Source organism: Funiculus sociatus GB2-C1 (assembly GCF_039962115.1).
GTDB lineage: Bacteria > Cyanobacteriota > Cyanobacteriia > Cyanobacteriales > FACHB-T130 > Funiculus > Funiculus sociatus.
This window is the reverse complement of sequence record NZ_JAMPKJ010000006.1, coordinates 76,943-94,943: the sequence shown is the minus strand read 5'-3', so window position 1 is coordinate 94,943 and position 18,001 is coordinate 76,943. Positions and strand designations below refer to the sequence as shown.

Annotated in this window: 9 protein-coding genes; 3 read left to right on the top strand and 6 right to left on the bottom strand. The window is 43.7% G+C overall.

Annotated features, from left to right (window positions below):
• Positions 1-159: 159 nt before the first annotated feature.
• The 4 genes from NDI42_RS04875 to NDI42_RS04860 all read right to left on the bottom strand — a co-directional run bounded on the left by NDI42_RS04875 (position 160) and on the right by NDI42_RS04860 (position 8,538).
• Positions 160-1,740, bottom strand: coding sequence for a HAMP domain-containing methyl-accepting chemotaxis protein (locus NDI42_RS04875; RefSeq protein WP_190458376.1), 1,581 nt, complete (start codon positions 1,738-1,740; stop codon positions 160-162).
• Positions 1,741-1,894: 154 nt separating this feature from the next.
• Positions 1,895-2,953 carry a chemotaxis protein CheW gene (locus tag NDI42_RS04870; protein ID WP_190458373.1) on the bottom strand — a complete coding sequence of 353 codons (1,059 nt, stop codon included), beginning with the start codon at positions 2,951-2,953 and terminating at the stop codon, positions 1,895-1,897.
• A gap of 5 nt (positions 2,954-2,958) precedes the next feature.
• On the bottom strand, positions 2,959-4,560 hold the full coding sequence (locus NDI42_RS04865) for a CheR family methyltransferase (RefSeq protein WP_190458371.1): 1,602 nt from the start codon (positions 4,558-4,560) through the stop codon (positions 2,959-2,961).
• A gap of 129 nt (positions 4,561-4,689) precedes the next feature.
• Positions 4,690-8,538, bottom strand: coding sequence for a PAS domain S-box protein (locus NDI42_RS04860; protein ID WP_190458369.1), 3,849 nt, complete (start codon positions 8,536-8,538; stop codon positions 4,690-4,692).
• Positions 8,539-9,368: 830 nt separating this feature from the next.
• On the opposite strand from NDI42_RS04860, the gene NDI42_RS04855 reads away from it, so the two are divergent.
• Complete coding sequence (locus NDI42_RS04855) at positions 9,369-9,770, top strand: response regulator (RefSeq protein WP_190427497.1); 402 nt, start codon at positions 9,369-9,371, stop codon at positions 9,768-9,770.
• A 283-nt stretch (positions 9,771-10,053) separates the two neighbouring features.
• Here NDI42_RS04855 and NDI42_RS04850 read toward each other — a convergent pair whose 3' ends face one another.
• Positions 10,054-12,669: a GAF domain-containing protein gene (locus NDI42_RS04850; protein WP_199311342.1), complete on the bottom strand. Its 2,616-nt coding sequence runs from the start codon at positions 12,667-12,669 to the stop codon at positions 10,054-10,056.
• A gap of 144 nt (positions 12,670-12,813) precedes the next feature.
• Positions 12,814-14,598 carry a DNA repair protein RecN gene (gene recN / locus NDI42_RS04845; RefSeq protein ID WP_190458461.1) on the bottom strand — a complete coding sequence of 595 codons (1,785 nt, stop codon included), beginning with the start codon at positions 14,596-14,598 and terminating at the stop codon, positions 12,814-12,816.
• A 273-nt stretch (positions 14,599-14,871) separates the two neighbouring features.
• Between recN and NDI42_RS04840 the strand changes: the two genes are divergently transcribed.
• Together NDI42_RS04840 and NDI42_RS04835 are read left to right on the top strand one after the other, a co-directional pair.
• Complete coding sequence (locus tag NDI42_RS04840; RefSeq protein ID WP_190458367.1) at positions 14,872-16,914, top strand: ABC1 kinase family protein; 2,043 nt, start codon at positions 14,872-14,874, stop codon at positions 16,912-16,914.
• A 283-nt stretch (positions 16,915-17,197) separates the two neighbouring features.
• Positions 17,198-17,980, top strand: a complete 783-nt coding sequence (locus tag NDI42_RS04835) for a PRC-barrel domain-containing protein (RefSeq protein ID WP_190458365.1) — start codon at positions 17,198-17,200, stop codon at positions 17,978-17,980.
• Positions 17,981-18,001: the final 21 nt, after the last annotated feature.

The window sequence follows — 18,001 nt, the reverse complement described above, 5'->3', positions numbered from 1 at the left end:
TTTTAGCTATACCACTGCTTTAAGATTCCCAGCGGCTTTGTTCAGTTATTGAGTACGGTAAAGAGCTGACAATTGTATTAGCTACCTGATTAATTGGTTGGACGATTTTGCGGACTATAAAAATTGCCTTCTGCCAATCAATTTTAATTTTTGTATTCTTTACACAACTACTTTCAGATTTAAGGCAGCTTCGTTTAGTCTTTGGATGCCTACCTTGGTTTGACTGATGCCGCTAGCAGTTTCTGTTGCTGCCACATTGAGAGCATTCATCGCTTGGACGACTTGTTGAATAGCGATCGCTTGTTGTTTGGCACTCAAGGAGATTTGTTGACTGTTCACAGCGATATTGTGGATAGAATCCGCAACTCCGGCGAAAGCGTCTGCTGTGCCTTGTGCAGTTTTAGCCCCTTCCTGCACAGTTTTCGTTCCTTCATCTGTAACCATCACGGTTAAATTAATGGAATTTTGGATATCGGCAACCAGAGTGCTAATCTTTTGAGCTGATGTCTTACTTTGATCTGCTAGTTTGCGAATTTCTGCCGCAACAACAGCAAATCCTTTGCCATGATCGCCCGCCCGCACAGCTTCTACTGCTGCATTTAGTGCCAGCATATTAGTTTGGTTGGCTACATCACTCACCAGACTAGAGATATTGCCAATCTGATTTGTTTGATCCGAAAGACGCAAAATCTGAGAAGCGATCGCTCCCACTCTCTCTTTGAGCATTGCCATCTCTTCGAGGGTTCTGTTTACCGCTTGGCTCCCCGACTCTGTGAGAGCCATAGCCTGTCGTGCTCCCGTTGCTGCTGACTCAGCTTGCTCTGCTGTAGCCCTTGAGGAAGCACCGAGTTCATCCATTGTGGTAGTTGTTTGGCTAACTGCCGCCGCCTGTTGAGCAGCCGTGCGTTCCTGCTGCTCTGCCGTGGCAGCTATTTCTGATGAAGAAGAGACAATAGTGCTGACGATTCCGCTTATTTTGGAACTAAGCGGCTTGGCGATCGTGATGCTGAAGAAAATGCCAAAGATAATGGCACTGAGGGGGCCGAGAATCATACCCAGGATGATCCAAAATGTGGTTTGAGCTACATCTGTGTCAGCTGCTTTTTTGGCTGCTGCCCCAAATTGTTCGCTGTAATTCATAACTGATATAATCGATTCTGTGGCTTTGTCAAAAGATGTCCTCTCTTCATTTGCTGATAGTTTGCTCAGCTCATTTAAAAGATTTACAGCAACTTTTGCTGCTGTAATTTGAGGGAGATTTCCGTTATTTTGGTTGAGAAGTTCAACCTGCACTTCTCTAGGATTAGGGATACCTATATCCTCAAATTTTTGATAAAGTCGCAGAAATTTTTCTTGGTCTTGCTTCCACCTGTCCCAGTCTATAAGGAATTGTTTATATAGATTTTTTTCCTCCTCAGTCAGTGGAGCTGACTCGTATTGTTTAAAACCCTCCTCAATCTGCTCCCAAGCCTGCTTGATTCTGGTTAATTCAACTTGCCGATTTTGTTGGCTCAGAAGTGTATTGAGTAAAGCTCTCTCTGATGACTGGACTTGAGTTTGCCCTTCGTTAATTTTCCACAATCCAACAACACTTGGCAGGGTATTACTATTAAGAGTATTAATATGGTTGCTTAAGCTGGAGTTTCCGATCCAACCCGCTATCCCAATTACTAATACAATCAAACCCATTAATAGGAATGAGCCGACCAATCTAGACTGTAAACTTAAGTTTTTAAACATTGTATTTACCCTGGTTAATGCTGAACTAAACGGTGAATTTTAAATTTAGGGGGTTAACTTATATTCTGGATGTCTACTTTAGTTTTAGTAATGCCATTGGAGCATTTCTCTCTAAGCAAGCAGCTAGTAAATATTAGCTGTAAACAATAAATAATTACGCTTGTTCATCAACCATCAGTCCGCCTTGTAATAAGATTTTAGGTAAATCTAAAATACACATCATTGTTTCCCCGTAAAGAGCTGTTCCCTGGAGATATTCATCATTCATAGAATGGGCGGCAACAGGTACTGGCATCATCTGGGACGGGTTTAGGTATATTACGTCAAATACAGCATCAATCATGACACCAACCACTAAATCGTCGAGGTAAACAACCATCGCTTTAGATGCAGTAACTACATTAGCAATTGGTAAATTCAAGACCATACGAATATCAATTAATGTTAATATTTCACCACGCAAGTTCATATTACCTAGAATATGAGCTGGGCAGCAGGGAATCGGCTGTAAGTGACGAATATCAGTAAACTCCCGCACCGCAGCTAAGTCTAGTCCAAAATACTCGTTATTTAAACCAATAACTGCAATCGGGCGACTTCCGATAACATTTGGAATTTCAGGTTGTCGCATCAAACTTGCTACCCGTTCCTGAAATATTGCTCTTTCTTCAGGGGTGGCATTAGGGCAAAAGACCCGATTTTCTTTAAAAGAATTACGAGAAGTATATAGTTCTTTACTTTTACCTTCTACCGTTTCCTCTAAAGTAAAAGCTTCAACTCTATCGAAGAATTGAATTAGATTTTCAGGATTTAGCAATCTTACAATATTTGTCCCTACTGTGGCGAAACCAGCAACAAAATGAGAGGAATTGGTGCCTTCTTGCCCATAAGATAGTTCTGCTGTAATTTTATTTATGGAGATAGTCTGCACTTCCAGAACTTGATTGACGATGATGCCAAACCGAAACCTCTGGCATTGCAGTACGATGATGCTATCGGTGAGGCGGTATTCTTCCAACTCATAACCAAACCGAAGCTGGAGATCCATTATTGGCAAAATTTCGCCTCGAAGATTCAGCGCGCCGACTATAGCAGGCGGTGCTTCCACTATTGGCGTTAACTCAGGAAGAAAAAATATTTCTTGTACTGAAAGTGCTTCTACTCCATAAAGGGCAGCATTTAACCTGAAGATAATATATTGTTTGGATTCCATATAATTTATAGCTGCCTTGGTAACATTTTATTAATTTTTGCTATAAGTTCCTCAACGGTCAGGTTATCTAGTTTTTCTAAGGTAGCTTTGAAAGGTAATTTTTGTAATATTTCTAAAGCAACTGTTCGCATTTTTGTAGCTTTAATTCCCTCTCCTTCTTTATCATAAATATAGCCTAATTCTAAATAAGCGTAGATACAGTAAGGAACCAAGTAAATAATTTTCTTTAAGAAAGATTTCGCTGCATTAATATCTCCTCTTTCATCTGCAATATGAGCTAGCAGGTATAGTGGCTCGTCTGCTAGAGGATTTACTTTAAGAGCCATCTGGCAATAGTGAATTGCTTTATCATATTTACCTAAATTCGCGTAGATTTCTGCTTGGAGATGGTAGGGATAAAATTGCTTAGATTCCAGAGCGATCGCTTGTTCTGCTTTCTCAATAGCTAAAGCATAAAATTTATTTTTAAAAAGAGCTTCTGCTTCTAACAGAAGTGTAGTAACCGCTGCATCATTATTTTTTTGTTCGTTTAGTTTGGCAACAGATAAACTGCTCAAATCTTTGGCTGTATTATTAAATTTTTCCGCTGCTTCTTGCCATAATATTTCTGGTTTCATCAACTGAGAAGTGTTACCTAGGGATTGTTCAAAGTTCATTCCCAAATTATTTGTGGGAGCGGAGGAACAAAGTATTTGTTCTCTAGTTTCGGGATATATGCTTGGTTTGGTTTCCCAAAGTCCTGCCCCTAATTCCAAATTTTCACGCCGTTGATAGATAATTGATTCTGGAAACAATTTTGCCTCCAATAAACCTATATCTTGTCCCTGAAGTTCACTATGAGCCGTCAGAAGATATCCACCAAGCTTAAGCGTGTTGTTAAATTTATTTAAAACTAAGGAAATTGCTGGCTTTTCAAAATAAACAAAAACATTACGGCAAATAATTAAATCGATTGTTTTAATACCATAAGCTGAATTATCAAATTGCTCTTTTACCAAATTTATATTTCTAAATATTACTCGTTCGCGTATATTTTTATTAAGGTGCCATTTGTCCCCTTTCAGAAAAAAATAGCGTTCTTGTAGTTGAGACTCTAGTAAACGAAATGACCAAGAACTATAAACTCCTTGCTGGGCTTGCTCAATCGCATTTTGATTAATATCTGTTCCTAAAATAAAGATGTTCCATCTGTCACAATCTGGAATTAACTCATTGAGAAGAATAGCCAGAGAATATGGTTCTTCGCCAGTTGAGCAACCTGCACTCCAAATCCGCAGAGTTTTTGTGTACTTTTGATTGGCTATTAATTCCGGTAATATTTTATGTCGCAGCAGAGAAAACTGTCCTTTATCTCGAAAAAAGTAACTTTCGCAAATGGTCAACGAAATTGCCAATTTTTGCCATTCATCATCACTCTGGGGGGAGGAATCTTTTAATAGTAAATAATATATTTCTGGTACGGATATATTGAATGCTTTCATCCGTAAGCGAATTTTTTGGGTTAAAGCTTCTCTTTCTTCTGGGCGAATGTGTAAGCCTGTATGAGTGGCAATAAGTTGAATAAAACGCTCTAGTAAAGCCTGATTAAATTCTCCAGGAAATGACACCTCGGTCTCCTTTTATTTAAAGTCGTAAATGAGAACGCGGATTAGCATCAATGTTTGTCAGCTCATGGCCACGCGATCGCTTGAGGATGGACGATCTATCACGGGATACTTTATAAATCCCCCTACTTATTAAAATCTCTGTCCTAGAGGAATCTCAATCAAAAATTCTGCACCCTTTCCAGGTTCTGAGAAACACTTCAGCGCCCCGCCATGTTTCTCTACTACAATTTGATAGCTAATTGATAGACCTAAACCAGTGCCTTTGCCTACAGGTTTGGTGGTGAAGAAAGGGTCAAATAAGCGCTTTCTCACATCCTCCGTCATTCCTGCTCCGTTGTCTGCAATCTTAATCACCACTCTATTGTTTCGCACTTCGGTAGAAATAGAAATTGTAGGGATTGGGGACTCTTGAGTGGTGACTGGGGAAGGGGAAATGGAGGATGGGGAATTAGGGGCACAAGAGGCATTTTCCCTGAGTCCCCAGTCAACAGTTCCTATTTCCAAAGCCTCAATAGAATTACTTAAAATGTTCATAAACACTTGATTAAGCTGTCCGGCGTAGCATTCCACCAAAGGAAGTTCGCCGTACTCCTTAATAACTTGAATCCCGCTGTGGTTAGGGTGCGGTTTCAAGCGGTGATGCAGAATCAGTAAAGTATTCTCTATTCCCTCATGGATATTTACTGGCTTCATTTCTGCTTCATCGAGTCGGGAGAAGTTCCGCAAAGACAGGACAATCTGACGGATACGTTCTGCACCAATCTCCATTGAAGACAGCATTTTTGGCAGGTCATTAATGATGAAGTCTATGTCAATTTCTTCCTGTCGGAGAAGAATTTCCGGGTGAGTATTGGGGTAATGCTGTTGATAAAGGCAGATTAAATCGAGTAGTTCTTGGATGTAGTCGCTGGTGTGACTAAGATTTCCGGTGATGAAATTGACTGGGTTATTGATTTCGTGAGCGATACCTGCAACCATTTGCCCCAGGCTGGACATTTTTTCGGTTTGAATTAGTTGAGATTGGGCTTGTTTGAGGTTGTTCAAAGCAGTCGCCAGCTGTTGAGCTTGGGTTTGCGCGGCTAGGGCGGCGGCGCGAGTTTGGGCGTAGAGTTCTGCTTGGTCAATTGCGATCGCTAGCTGATCCACCACAGCTTGCAACAACTCCACTTCGCTGTTACTCCAAGGTTTAGCACCACTGCAATGACTGCAAACAATTGCTCCTAGATGTCCGGCGTGGGTTTTTAGCGGCAAAAGCAACAGGGAAGTAATTCCCATAGGCGTTAACAGCTCTTTCGTTTGGGCATCCAGGCTGTTGTCATTCTTGACATCATCAACTCGCAGGATCTGGAGTTGGCGAATTTTTTCACTCAGCTGGGAAAGTTCTTGAGGCGGACAGTCTCCGAGCAAACTCGGTTGATTGGGCTTAGCCAGGGCTTCGTGAGTTACTGTCAAGCTAGGCTGATTGGGAAGCGACCAGCACCACAAATACTGGCAGCGGTCAACTTGCAACAAACTCCGAATCTCCTTGACAGCGGTTCCCAGAATGGTATCTAGATCCAGAGAGTCGCGAATCTGACTTGCTAAGCCAAAAAGCAAAGCTTCCCGACGCGCCAAGAGTGCTTCTTTTGCCCAATTTCGATCGATGGCGAGCGCAAGGGCGTTGGCTACCCACCCCAACATATGATTAACTGCTTCAGTAAAGCGCGAATGACTGCCCACAGCGATCGCGCCCACTAGCCGATCTTCCACAATCAAGGGATATCCTGCAAAATAACTGTTGGCGATTAGCAAACAGCTTTCCGCTAACTCACCGTTATAAAGACGCGCTTCCATCCCAGCCGACCGCAGGCTGCTATCTTGACTTAGGTAGGGTTGACGGGTTTGGGCAACGAAGCCAATTACGGAACCCTCCAGAGAGACGCGACGCTCAGCCAATAAATCTTGCCAATACACTTGGCTAAGAGAATTTGCAAAGGCAATTGCTTGCTGTTCCAGAAAAGCCTCTGAAGTAGAAGCTTCTGCAACACTCTGTTCGTTAAATGTCCAGATACTGACAAAATTCGCTTCCAGATGCTGCAACATCCCTTCTGTACAGCGGTTGAGCCTTTCTGATAATGTGCCGCCAGCGCCCAAGGCGGTGCCAATTTCTGCTTCTAAAGTATACAGACGCGATCGCTCTAGCAGTGCTGCCTCTGACTGTTTACGAGTTGTAACATCGCGGAGAAAAACCGACAAACCATCTTGATAAGGATAGGATCGCACCTCCAGCCACGTTTCCAGAGGTTGATAAAATTCCTCAAAGTGAACCGTTACCTGACAGGAAACTGCTCGGTAAGATTCGCTTTTGAAAGTAGAACCGACTGTTTCTGGGAACTCATCCCATATACACTTACCAATCAATTCCTCTTTTGTTTTAAACAAAAGCTGCTCTGCCCGCGGGTTCAGGTAAGTAAATCGCCACTCGTTGTCCACGCTAAAGAAAGCATCGGCGATACTTTCCAAAATATTTCTGGTTATATTTTCACTTCTAACCGCCGCCTCTCGCGCCGCCTGTTCTCGTGCTAAAAGTTGGATGCGCTCTTTCTCGGCTTGCTTGTGTTCATCGATGTCAGTGTTCGTCCCAAACCAACTGACAATCTGCCCCTTGTCATCGCGCACAGGTAGCGCGCGTCCCAAGTGCCAGCGATAGCTGCCATCAGGCGCATACCGCAGGCGAAATTCAACTTCGTAAGCATCTCCTGTTGTCAGAGAATGCGACCAACGTTCAATGCAGTTTTGCACATCGTCTGGATGCAGTACATTTTGCCATCCCCAACCCACCATTTCCTCATATGTGCGCTGGAAATACTCTAGAATGCGCTGGTTGACATAATCGAGTGCGCCATTTGGCTCGGCAGTCCATACCTGCTGGGGAATGATTTCGGTTAGGGCGCGAAAACGGTGTTCGTTCTGCCGTAGCGATTCTTCGGCTTGTTTGCGCTCGGTGATATCTTGGCGAATCGCCACATACTGATGTGGTTTTCCTTCACAATTCAATACTGGAACAATGGTGGTGTATACCCAGTAATAAGTTCCGTTTTTAGCTCGGTTTTTGATTTCCCCTTTCCAGACGTTGCCACTGCTAATGGTTGCCCACATCTGTTTAAAAAATTCCTTTGAATGGTATCCGGAATTGATTATGCGGTGGTTCTGTCCGATAAGTTCTTCTTTAGAGTATTCAGAAATTTCGCAAAATTTATCGTTTACATAGGTGATAGTTCCGGTACGATCGGTAATCGCCACAATTGAAGATTGATCTAATGCAAACTTGATATCTGTTACTTCTTTAACTAAGTCAGAAACTTCTAAGTCTGTCCGATGGCACTCTTGTACTGCCTGGGTATCTTTGCTATTTTCAATTATAGTTTTTAGTTGAAATTCGCTTTCTCTCATCCCTAAGTTTGTCGGCTGGTGAGTCATAATAATTTGTTCTGCTGTTATTAAGTTTTCGTATGGGGACAAAAGCGCGATCGCTACTTGCCTTAATGCCCTAATTGCTTCCTGAGCTTTCTCGCTTAAATCTCGCGGCACATAATCAATGGTAGATAGCACTCCAATCATCAATCCGGAGGGCGTGACTAAGGGGACACCTGCAAAAAATCGAATCTTTGGGGCAGATTTCACGCTAGGATGGTTCGCCAAAGAGCGATCGCCAAGGGCATCCCGAACGATTATCAAATCGCATTCTTGCGGGTGCGAGATGGCGCTAGCGCAGAAAGCTAGATACTTGTCTGCTTCTGTGGTGGTAATACCCAGTTTTGACACTAGCCATTGTTGTTCGTCATCCATCAAGCTCAAGTAAGCTACTGGTGTCTGGCAAATGTCAGTCATCAAACGAGTCAGATTGTCAAAACCTGCTTTCAAAGAAGAGTCTAACAGCGGGCATTGGCGCAGCTCGTCAAATTTGATAGCTTTGTTTCTAGGTAAAAATGGGTTCATCTTTAAGCGCCCTCTTCTCTAAAATCCGCCTTTGAGCAATTCAAGTATAAATAAACACTTTTTTATATATATTCTAAATACGCTCTTTAATCATACCCTTCAAAAATCTGCGGAAAGAGGCATCTTTGAAGGCTTTAAGCCACAGGCGATCGCTTGACACTTTGGACTTAGACCGAGTAAGTGAGATAAATAAAAATGTAACATTTGTATCTAGATAAAAGATTTTTTTACACAGATACGTAAGAAACAAACAGGAATCCTCGCCTCAACTCACTCTTGTCGCAAGAGAAGAGCTAACGCGATCGCTATGAGCCACTTAGCCCAACCTTGCTTAATCTAGGGTTCCCATAGAGGATATATTTCTATCACCCATCGATATATTTTGGATTTTTTGTTTTTAGTATAGTGGTAGAAATTAACGTAAAGTCGCCAAGCCGTTTTCTACACCCAACTTAATCTTCCACCAGCTCAAATGAAGAGCAGCTCTCAGATTTTTGTTACAATAATTTATATATAGTTCAGTAATTTTGCTGTTAGCCGCTCACTCGCAATCGAGATAAAGTGCGTATGTATGATCTACGCCTCGAAATATATCAACTGTTGCAAATTAATTTACAGAGTGATTATGTTAAAAATAATTGTTAACAAAGGGAATTAAAATGTAATGTTACAGTATACAGTGTGATTAAATAATTTTATACAAAAATGCAGTTCTCTTTTACTTACTAAAGTTAATGCCAGAAAAAACTTATTTTTGTTTAGCTAGTAATAGCCTGGGAATATTATTTGCAGTTTTAAACTTTTACTAACCTAAATCCTGGGGGAAAAAAATGCCTTCAACCTTGAATGATGTACCCGCTATCCTAGTAGTCGATGATAGTCCCGTAATGCAAACTCTGCTCAAAAAGGCGCTAGAGAAAAAATACAAAGTTTTATTAGCTGATAACGCAGTAGATGCCTTATCAGCGATATACCACCAGCCGATTGAAATTTTGTTACTAGATGTTTCAATGCCAGGAGTTGATGGATTAGAACTTTGCCGCACCATTCGCAGCTTACCACAATTTCATCATCTACCCATCATCATGTTAACAGCAAGAGATGGAGTATTTGACAAGGTGCAAGGACGGATTGCTGGTGCTACAGAATATTTGACAAAACCCTTCGATGTGGAGCAATTGCGTCAGGTTGTTGGCAGTTTTGTTAAGTCTAATTGTGCCACTGAAATTTGAAAAATTTCTCGTTGCTAATAATGCAATACGGTTCACTTAAGAACCGTTGTGCTACTTAGGGTTTGGTTTTTTAGCTTTAAGTAAACTGTATTGGATTTGATCCCCTTTTAAAAAGGCAGGCAAAGCCTTGATTTTCTACGCCCCCCAATTTAGCGTTAGGGTTGGGCGATCTTGGCGGTTTGATTGCACTAACAAAATCGTAGTGCCATTGGGGGAGGCGGGAGCCTCCAAAACTTGTGTTCCCAAGAGGGAGCCTGGAAACGAGAAACCTATGAATTATTAATTACTTCTCCGTCATCGTCCAAACGCCATCCCAGTCACTGGGGACGGGGTTGGTGAGCCAATACTTACAACGATCTAGGTGTAGGCCAGCTGCCTTATCCTGGGGATCAAGTGCCATAACTTTTGCAAACTCGCCGATAGCGAAGGCAAATTCACGATTGAGGTAAAGTTCGCGAGCTTTGTGGTAAAGCTCGATCGTATGCTGCTTCTGATCGGGAATTGACTCAGAACGTAACCCCACCAATTCATAAATACTAACTGGTTGGTTCTTGCCTTTAACTCGAATACGGTCAAGTTCTCTGGCCCATACTCTGTCATTGCAGGGTCGATAGGTGCTTTCGCTGATAATGATATCGCAACCGTACTGCTTACTGGCACTTTCTAAGCGAGATCCCAGGTTAACACCATCACCAATCGCTGTAAATTCCATACGCCGACTAGAGCCGATATTGCCACTAATTACCGTGTCGGAGTTAATGCCAATACCAATTTTGATTTCTTGCTTTTTGGATGCGAGACGACGTTCATTGAAGTCTTCCAAACGATGGCGCATTTCCACTGCTGTTTGCACCGACATCCAGGCGTGATCGTCTAGAGGTAAGGGTGAACCAAATACCGCCATGATCGCATCACCAATGTATTTATCGAGAGTGCCTTTGTGCTTAAATACAGCATCTACCATTGACTCAAAATATTCGTTAAGCAGCTGCACCACTTCTTCCGCCTCCATTCTTTCGGTCAAGCTGGTGTAGCTGCGAATATCTGAGAATAAGACAGAAACTTCCTTGCGATCGCCTCCTAATTTAGCCTCACCGCTATTGATTAGCTGTTCTGCCAGTTCCTGCGTCATGTAGCGATACATCGTACTCTTGAGGCGTTTCTCTTGAGAGATATCATCCATCACCACCAGCGCACCGTAGACATTGCTAGCGTCGCTAGCATCAGCAATCGAGTTAATCGATAGGTGAACGCTATGCTGTTCCTCCCCAGTAGACAATAAAGTTTGATCCGGGTAATATTGCCGGCGGCATTTTTCATCAGCTGCTTTTATTGCCGCGCCAAACCATTTGGAAAAGTCGCCTTCTTTGATACGAATAAGGTCATCAATTTTTCTACCTTCTAGATGGTCTTGTTCGCTAAATCCTAAAAGCTTCTTAGCACTTTCATTAGCAGCAATAATATAACCAGATTTATCAGTAGACACAACTCCATTAGAAAGACTGCGGAGAATATCTCGCTGCATTTGTTCTTGCTGCTTGACTGTCGCAAACAACTTGGCATTTTGCAACGCTACTCCCGCTTGAATATTAAATGCTTCCATAAAGGCTTCATCACTTTGGTTAAAGCTTGCCTTCCAGCATTCAGGTGGTTCCGGCCAATTTTGAGGATTATATGGGGGAAGTTCTCCTTGCTTTTTCTTGTTTACAAGTTGGGTGACACCAATCAATTCTTTATCTGCATTAAAGATTGGCATACATAATAAACTACAGGTGCGATAACCATTAGCTTGATCGAGTTGTTTAGAAACTCCAGAGTCGGGATCGTCGTATAAGTCAAAGGAAATATTTAAAGGTTGACCAGATTCGGCAACTTTACCAACATAACCTTTGCCTTGTGGTACTCTGAGTTCTCTCATGGAACCATCAGCCAGAGATATTTTTGTCCATAAATCATGGCGATCGCTATCTAACAGCCACAAGGTACTGCGATCTGCGTTCATCAAATTCTTCGCTTCATCCATCACCCGTTCCAGGGTGTCTTCTAAGTCCAAATTACAATGGCTCAAGGAGCGCGTCGCCTTCATTAGGGCATCACTTGCCCTTTGCTTCTGCGTCGCCGCATAAAACGACCGGGAACTTTCCAGAATTAGGCGAATTGAGGGGGCAAATTCTTCAAAAACTGTTTCGTCTTCTTTAGAAAATCCTTGTAGATCGATTCTTTCTGCTAATTTTTTTTCTGGTTCATGCGGTAACTTTAACTTATTAATTAATTGAACTACCGCCACCAAATCTCCCTGCTCGTTGAGCAAAGGTAGAGTTAACATTGTGTAGGTACGGTATCCTGTTTTTTCGTCGGTTTTCTTGGCAAACGCTGACCGAGGATCGTCGTAGAAATCAAACTGTATATTAATGCTTTTCTTGCGTGTTGCTACATCTCCGGCGATGCCTTTATCAGCAGGAATCCGCAACTCTAAAGGTTTCCCTTCATCTCCTTCGGCAAGAATTGACCATAGTTGGTTCTTCTCTTCATCGAGTAAAAAAATCGTAGTGCGGTCTGCACCTAGCAATTCTCCCGTCTTCAAGGTAATAGCATTCAGCATTTCTTGCAGAATGGCTTCAAAACCCTGACTGTCTGTCAGCATTGACAGGGTGTGATTTACTACCCGAAGTTTATCTTCAACACCTGTAACGACTTCTTTAAAACTTTCCTTTTTTAGCGGCGCGAGCAGCGCTGTAAAACTTCCGGTTTTTGTAGCTAATGAGCCACCACGATCCGATTGATGTTGATGATTTTGCGGCATTTGATGCCCTGAGTAATTTTCATCTTGGTGGGGAACAACGTCAATTACCTGATCGGTGTTATTCCAACCATTGATTGTGGTAGATGAAGATGTCATATATTTTACAGGTGCCTGATGTTGAGAAAGGGAGGAGGCGGTGCAAGTATCCTATAAATTTTAGGGAAACATTTTTTGTGTCTGGTGAGCAAAGATTATACTACTCAACAGTTTAATCTCTCTTTGGGAATTAGACATCTGCTTTTATCCAGGGTAGGTGTGTTTGACCGTGGCGGCTTGAGTAAGAAGAGACTCGGCAAAGGCGATCGCATCTTTGGCGGAGTGTCCGCCAGCTAGGGTTGCTAGTTCTTGGCGGCGAGTTTGATGATTGTCTAGAACGCTTACCCTAACGACAGTGCGTTCGGAGGGAGGAAGGATAAAGGATGAAGGATGAAGTGATTTATCGTTGCCATTGGTTTCGATGACTTGTTTATCGACGCGAAAATGTCGATCTGCCATTGCTGCAACCAGGGGTTGGTGCGTAACGCACAAAACTTGCTGTCGTTGGGAAAGTTGGTGAAGTTTATCTGCGATCGCTTGCGCTACTCTTCCAGACACTCCCACATCTATTTCATCAAAGATTAGCGTACCCGGAGCGTTAAGGGTAGCATCACCGTGTGTTCCTGCCGAAAAGCAAGCTTTCAAAGCCAGCAAAAAGCGGCTCATTTCTCCTCCAGATGCAGTTGCAGCCAGCGGTTGCAGTGGTTCTCCGGGGTTTGGACTGAAGAAAAAGGCGATCGCGTCTGCACCAGTTGCAGTTGGGGAAATAGGCGAAATCTTAACTTGAAACTGCACCTTTTCCATTGCTAAAGGCTTGAGTTCTGCTACCAGTCGCGTTTCTAGTTCGCCAGCAGCAACGCGGCGCAGAGTTGTGAGTTTGCTAGAAACTTCGGTTAAGGTTTCCTGACACGCTTGATAATTTTTTTCCAGTTCTTCGAGAGACTGTCCTTCTCCCTGAAGTTCTACAAGTTCTGCCCCGATGCGAGTATGGTATGCGATCGCATCCGCTAAAGTCGGGCCATACTTGCGGCAAATCTGCTTAAGTTCCCTGATCCGCTCCTCAACCTCAGTTAGTCGCTGGGGATCTGCCTCCAAATTATCACCGTAGGCGTTAATTTGCTGTCCGGCTTCCACTACCTGCGCCAGTGCGGTACTTACCATTTCCAATACTGGTTGCAGGCTAGCATCATATGTGACCATATCACTAAGTGTTGCCTCGGCTTGTCCTAACAAGTCAGCACCCGCTGACTCACCGGAGTCATTTTGGTAGAGAGCTTGATAAACCTGATAACTCAGCTTTTGTAAATCCACCACATGACTGAGGCGCTGGAGTTCTTGTTCTAGCTGTTCTTGTTCGTCCGGTTCGTTTAAAGAAGCGGTGTTTAATTCTTTAGCTTGATATTCTAACAAGTCAAGCCTTTGTAAACGTTGCTGTTCAGACTGGCGGCGGTTGTCAAGCAAAGCTTGTGCTTGTTGACAGATAAGATAAGCAGTTTGAACGACATCTCGCTGTGTAAGTACGGCTTCGCCAGCGTAGACATCCAGCAACTCGCGCTGGATAGCTGGTGCCATAAGTTGTACAGTTTGACCTTGAGCGGTAATTTCCACCAAGCGATCGCGCAGACGATCCATCATCTGTCGGTTCACCAGAACCCCATTCACGCGAGATCGACTGCGGAGACTTCCCTGAGAGCAGGCAATTTCCCGACAACAAACTATAGCATTGTCGTCGAGCAGTTCAATCTCCTGCTCCAACAGCCAGTCACTCATCAATGGGTCTACCTTAAAAGTAGCTTCCACCATCGCGCGTTCAGCACCAGTTCTAATCGACCATTTAGATACTTTTCCGCCTAAAGCAGCATCAATCGCATCCAGAATAATCGACTTTCCGGCACCAGTTTCGCCAGTAAGAACATTCAAACCAACGCCGAATTCGAGTTCTAGCTGGTCTATCAAGGCAAAGTTTTCAATCCGTAGAGACAGGAGCATGGAGCAAAGTTCACCTTGAGGGGAGAGGTCAGGCACTGGCAACCCAGTGAACAATGGCAAGTGCCACATACCTAATAGATTAATGAAAAGAAAACGGGTACTGAGCTACCAAATTTAGTTTAGTGTCTACTTTCAAGTCTCGAAACTTTTCGCCAAACCGGGAGATTGACTTGCCCGCTATTGCTTCGAGCTTTGGCGCGTTAGCGCTTCATTATCCTAACAACAGTTATTGTTACAATACTTTACATCGCCCTGAAGTCGCTTCCTAAGCTTATGAATGTAAAAACAGTCTCCTCTGCCCCATACCAGACAGGCACAGTTGTCATCGAAAAGACAGATACTTTAGCGCCTGTTGAGGTTGATGTAGAGACGCGGTATATCCCGTCTTCAGTACCTACTACAAGCTATATCCAACCAGAAGGACTGCGCTACAATCCCGTCGCCATTAACGAGATTTATCGGCACCAACCATTCCAAGTATGGGGGCGACTGATTGGCATTTTAGTGCCATTGCTGCGCTTTGCCTTCAGTTTGTGGTGGGACAAGCAAACGGGAAAGGTTGCCCAAAATGAACGGAAACGGGCAATTGCGTTGCGCCAAATGATCGCCAGACTGGGGCCAGCTTACATCAAGGTAGGACAAGCACTCTCGACGCGACCTGACTTAGTTCCTCCGGTATATTTAGATGAACTCACACAGCTGCAAGACCAGCTGCCACCATTTCCGAACGAAGTGGCATATAGATTTATTGAGGAAGAATTAGGCGATCGCCCGGAAAACATTTACGCTGAAATTACTCCAGATCCAGTAGCAGCAGCTTCACTGGGACAAGTTTACAAGGGCAAGCTGAAAACAGGCGAAACCGTTGCGATAAAAGTACAACGCCCCGGTTTGAAAGAACGCATCGCCCTAGATATTTACATTCTGCGCGGTCTTGCTGGGTGGGCGCAAAACAATCTCAAACAGGTGCGGAGTGACTTGGTAGCCATCATGGATGAATTTGGCACCCGCATCTATGAAGAAATGGACTACACCCAAGAGGGACACAACGCCGAGCGCTTTGCTTCTTTATACGGTCACTTACAAGATATTTACATTCCCAAGATTTACTGGGAATATACTCAGCGTCGCGTCCTGACGATGGAGTGGATCAATGGCACCAAGTTAACTCAGCCAGAGACACTCCGCGCTCAAGGAATTGATGCGGTTCATTTAATTGAAGTCGGTGTCCAGTGTTCGCTGCGGCAATTGCTGGAACATGGCTTTTTCCACGCTGACCCCCATCCTGGCAACCTGTTAGCAACTACTGACGGTCAGCTAGCTTATCTAGACTTTGGCATGATGAGCGAGGTCAAGCCTTATCAGCGATATGGCTTGATAGAAGCAGTCGTTCACATGGTCAACCGCGACTTTGAAGGACTTGCCCGCGACTACGTGAAGCTAGAGTTTTTAACTCCGGATACTGACCTGACTCCCATCATGCCAGCGCTTGCCAAAGTCTTTAACAACGCACTGGGAGCTAGCGTCGCGGAGATGAACTTCAAGAGCATCACCGACGATATGTCGGCTTTGATGTATGAGTACCCTTTCCGCGTCCCAGCTTACTACGCGCTGATTATCCGCTCTCTGGTTACGCTAGAAGGGATTGCCATTAATGTTGACCCGAACTTCAAAGTTCTCAGTAAAGCCTACCCCTACGTTGCCAAACGCCTCTTGACAGACCCCTCGCCAGAGTTACGGACATCTCTGCGCGACCTGCTGTTTAAAGACGGCAGTTTCCGCTGGAATCGTCTGGAAAATCTGTTAAAAAATGCCCGTAACAGTGACGATTACGACCTGAATCAGGTGTTGAATCAAACGCTTGATTTTCTTTTCTCGGAACGGGGCGCGTTTATCCGGGAAAACCTGATTGATGAAATTGTTAAGGGTGTAGACACGCTCGGACGGCGGTCTTTCCAAAATTTCACATACTCGTTACGCGAACGGGTGGGAATGACGGTTAATGAGGCACCGCCAACGGTAGAGGCATCCCAAAGCCTGGATCATATCAAACGGATTTGGGACATTCTCCAAGAAACTAAGGGCTTTGACGCGATGCAACTGCTGCCTGTGATTCCCCAGTTGTTGATGAAGCCAGAAACTCAGCGCATGGGACAAAAAATTGCTGGCGGTTTGGTGCAGCGAGTAGCGGCGCGCCTGATCCGGGACGTTTTACTTCAGGATACGCCTCCAGAAGCCTCTCGGAACGGTCACAAGCCCCGCGAATATCCGCAGACACCTCCACGCTTAGCTTTGCCTCCTGCTGCCCTTAGATAAGGCTGCGCCCCTACAAAGGGTAATTGTAAAAAAGGCTGGGTTATTGAAGAGCGTATCTTCGCTCCTCAATGACCCAGTTAATTTTTTTTGATTAGTAATAGCATTTGTCTGCGAGGCTACATTTGGCAAGCAATCCTCAGTAGTTAACCCGTTGTTCTATTCACTTCAAGTTTGATTAATAGAAATTTACGATCTAGCTTAGTTTTAGGCGATCGCTTCCCTACGCTTGCTAACCTAAAGCAGCATAGGTTGCCAACTGGATAAATCTCTAAGGATTTTGGTTATGAACGCACAACCACAGATTATTAGACAAAGTGAGTTACTCAATCGGCTGGTGCTGAATCGCAGTACAGCAGAAGAAGTCGGTCGTGTAGATCAATTGTGGTTAAATCCTCAATCTCACCAAGTTATAGGTTTTACCTGCAAGTCAGGATTTTTGGGTAGTCTGAAACAGGTGTTTAGCTGGGAGCAAATTACTACTATTGGCACCGATAGTATTATTGTCAACAACACTCCTGAAGTTATTGAACCTGAAACGCCAATTCAGAAGATTTCTTTAATTGGTCATGAAGTGTGGACGGACGCAGGTAACAAGGTTGGCAAAATAGTAGATTATCTCTTCAATCCTCAAACTGGCGCTATCGTTAATTACTTATTTGTTTCTAGTGGTTGGCGTGGGATTTTGGATGGGATTTACCTGCTTCCGTTAGAAGCGATCGCTTCCACTGGAAGCAAACGAGTAATTGTCTCAGATGCAATTATTCAAGCTCCTCAACAGTATGCCGAGGGACTGAATCAAAAAATGACTCAGGCGGCAGAGTTACTAAAAGAAGACTATAAGAAAACTCAGGATGATTTAGAAGCTCTAAAGCGCAGCGCTCAAAATATTGCCGAACAAGTCAAAGACACAACTGAAACGGTGGCTGGTATTGCTAAAGAAAAACTTTCTGAGGCAAAAGCACAACGACAAGATACTTCTCAACCAACTGAGATAGTGCAAACGATTGATACTACAGCTCAGCTTTTACCCAACGAACCTCCACAGTTACCAGAAGATACAAAATAGCTAATTGTAAGGATAGGGAGA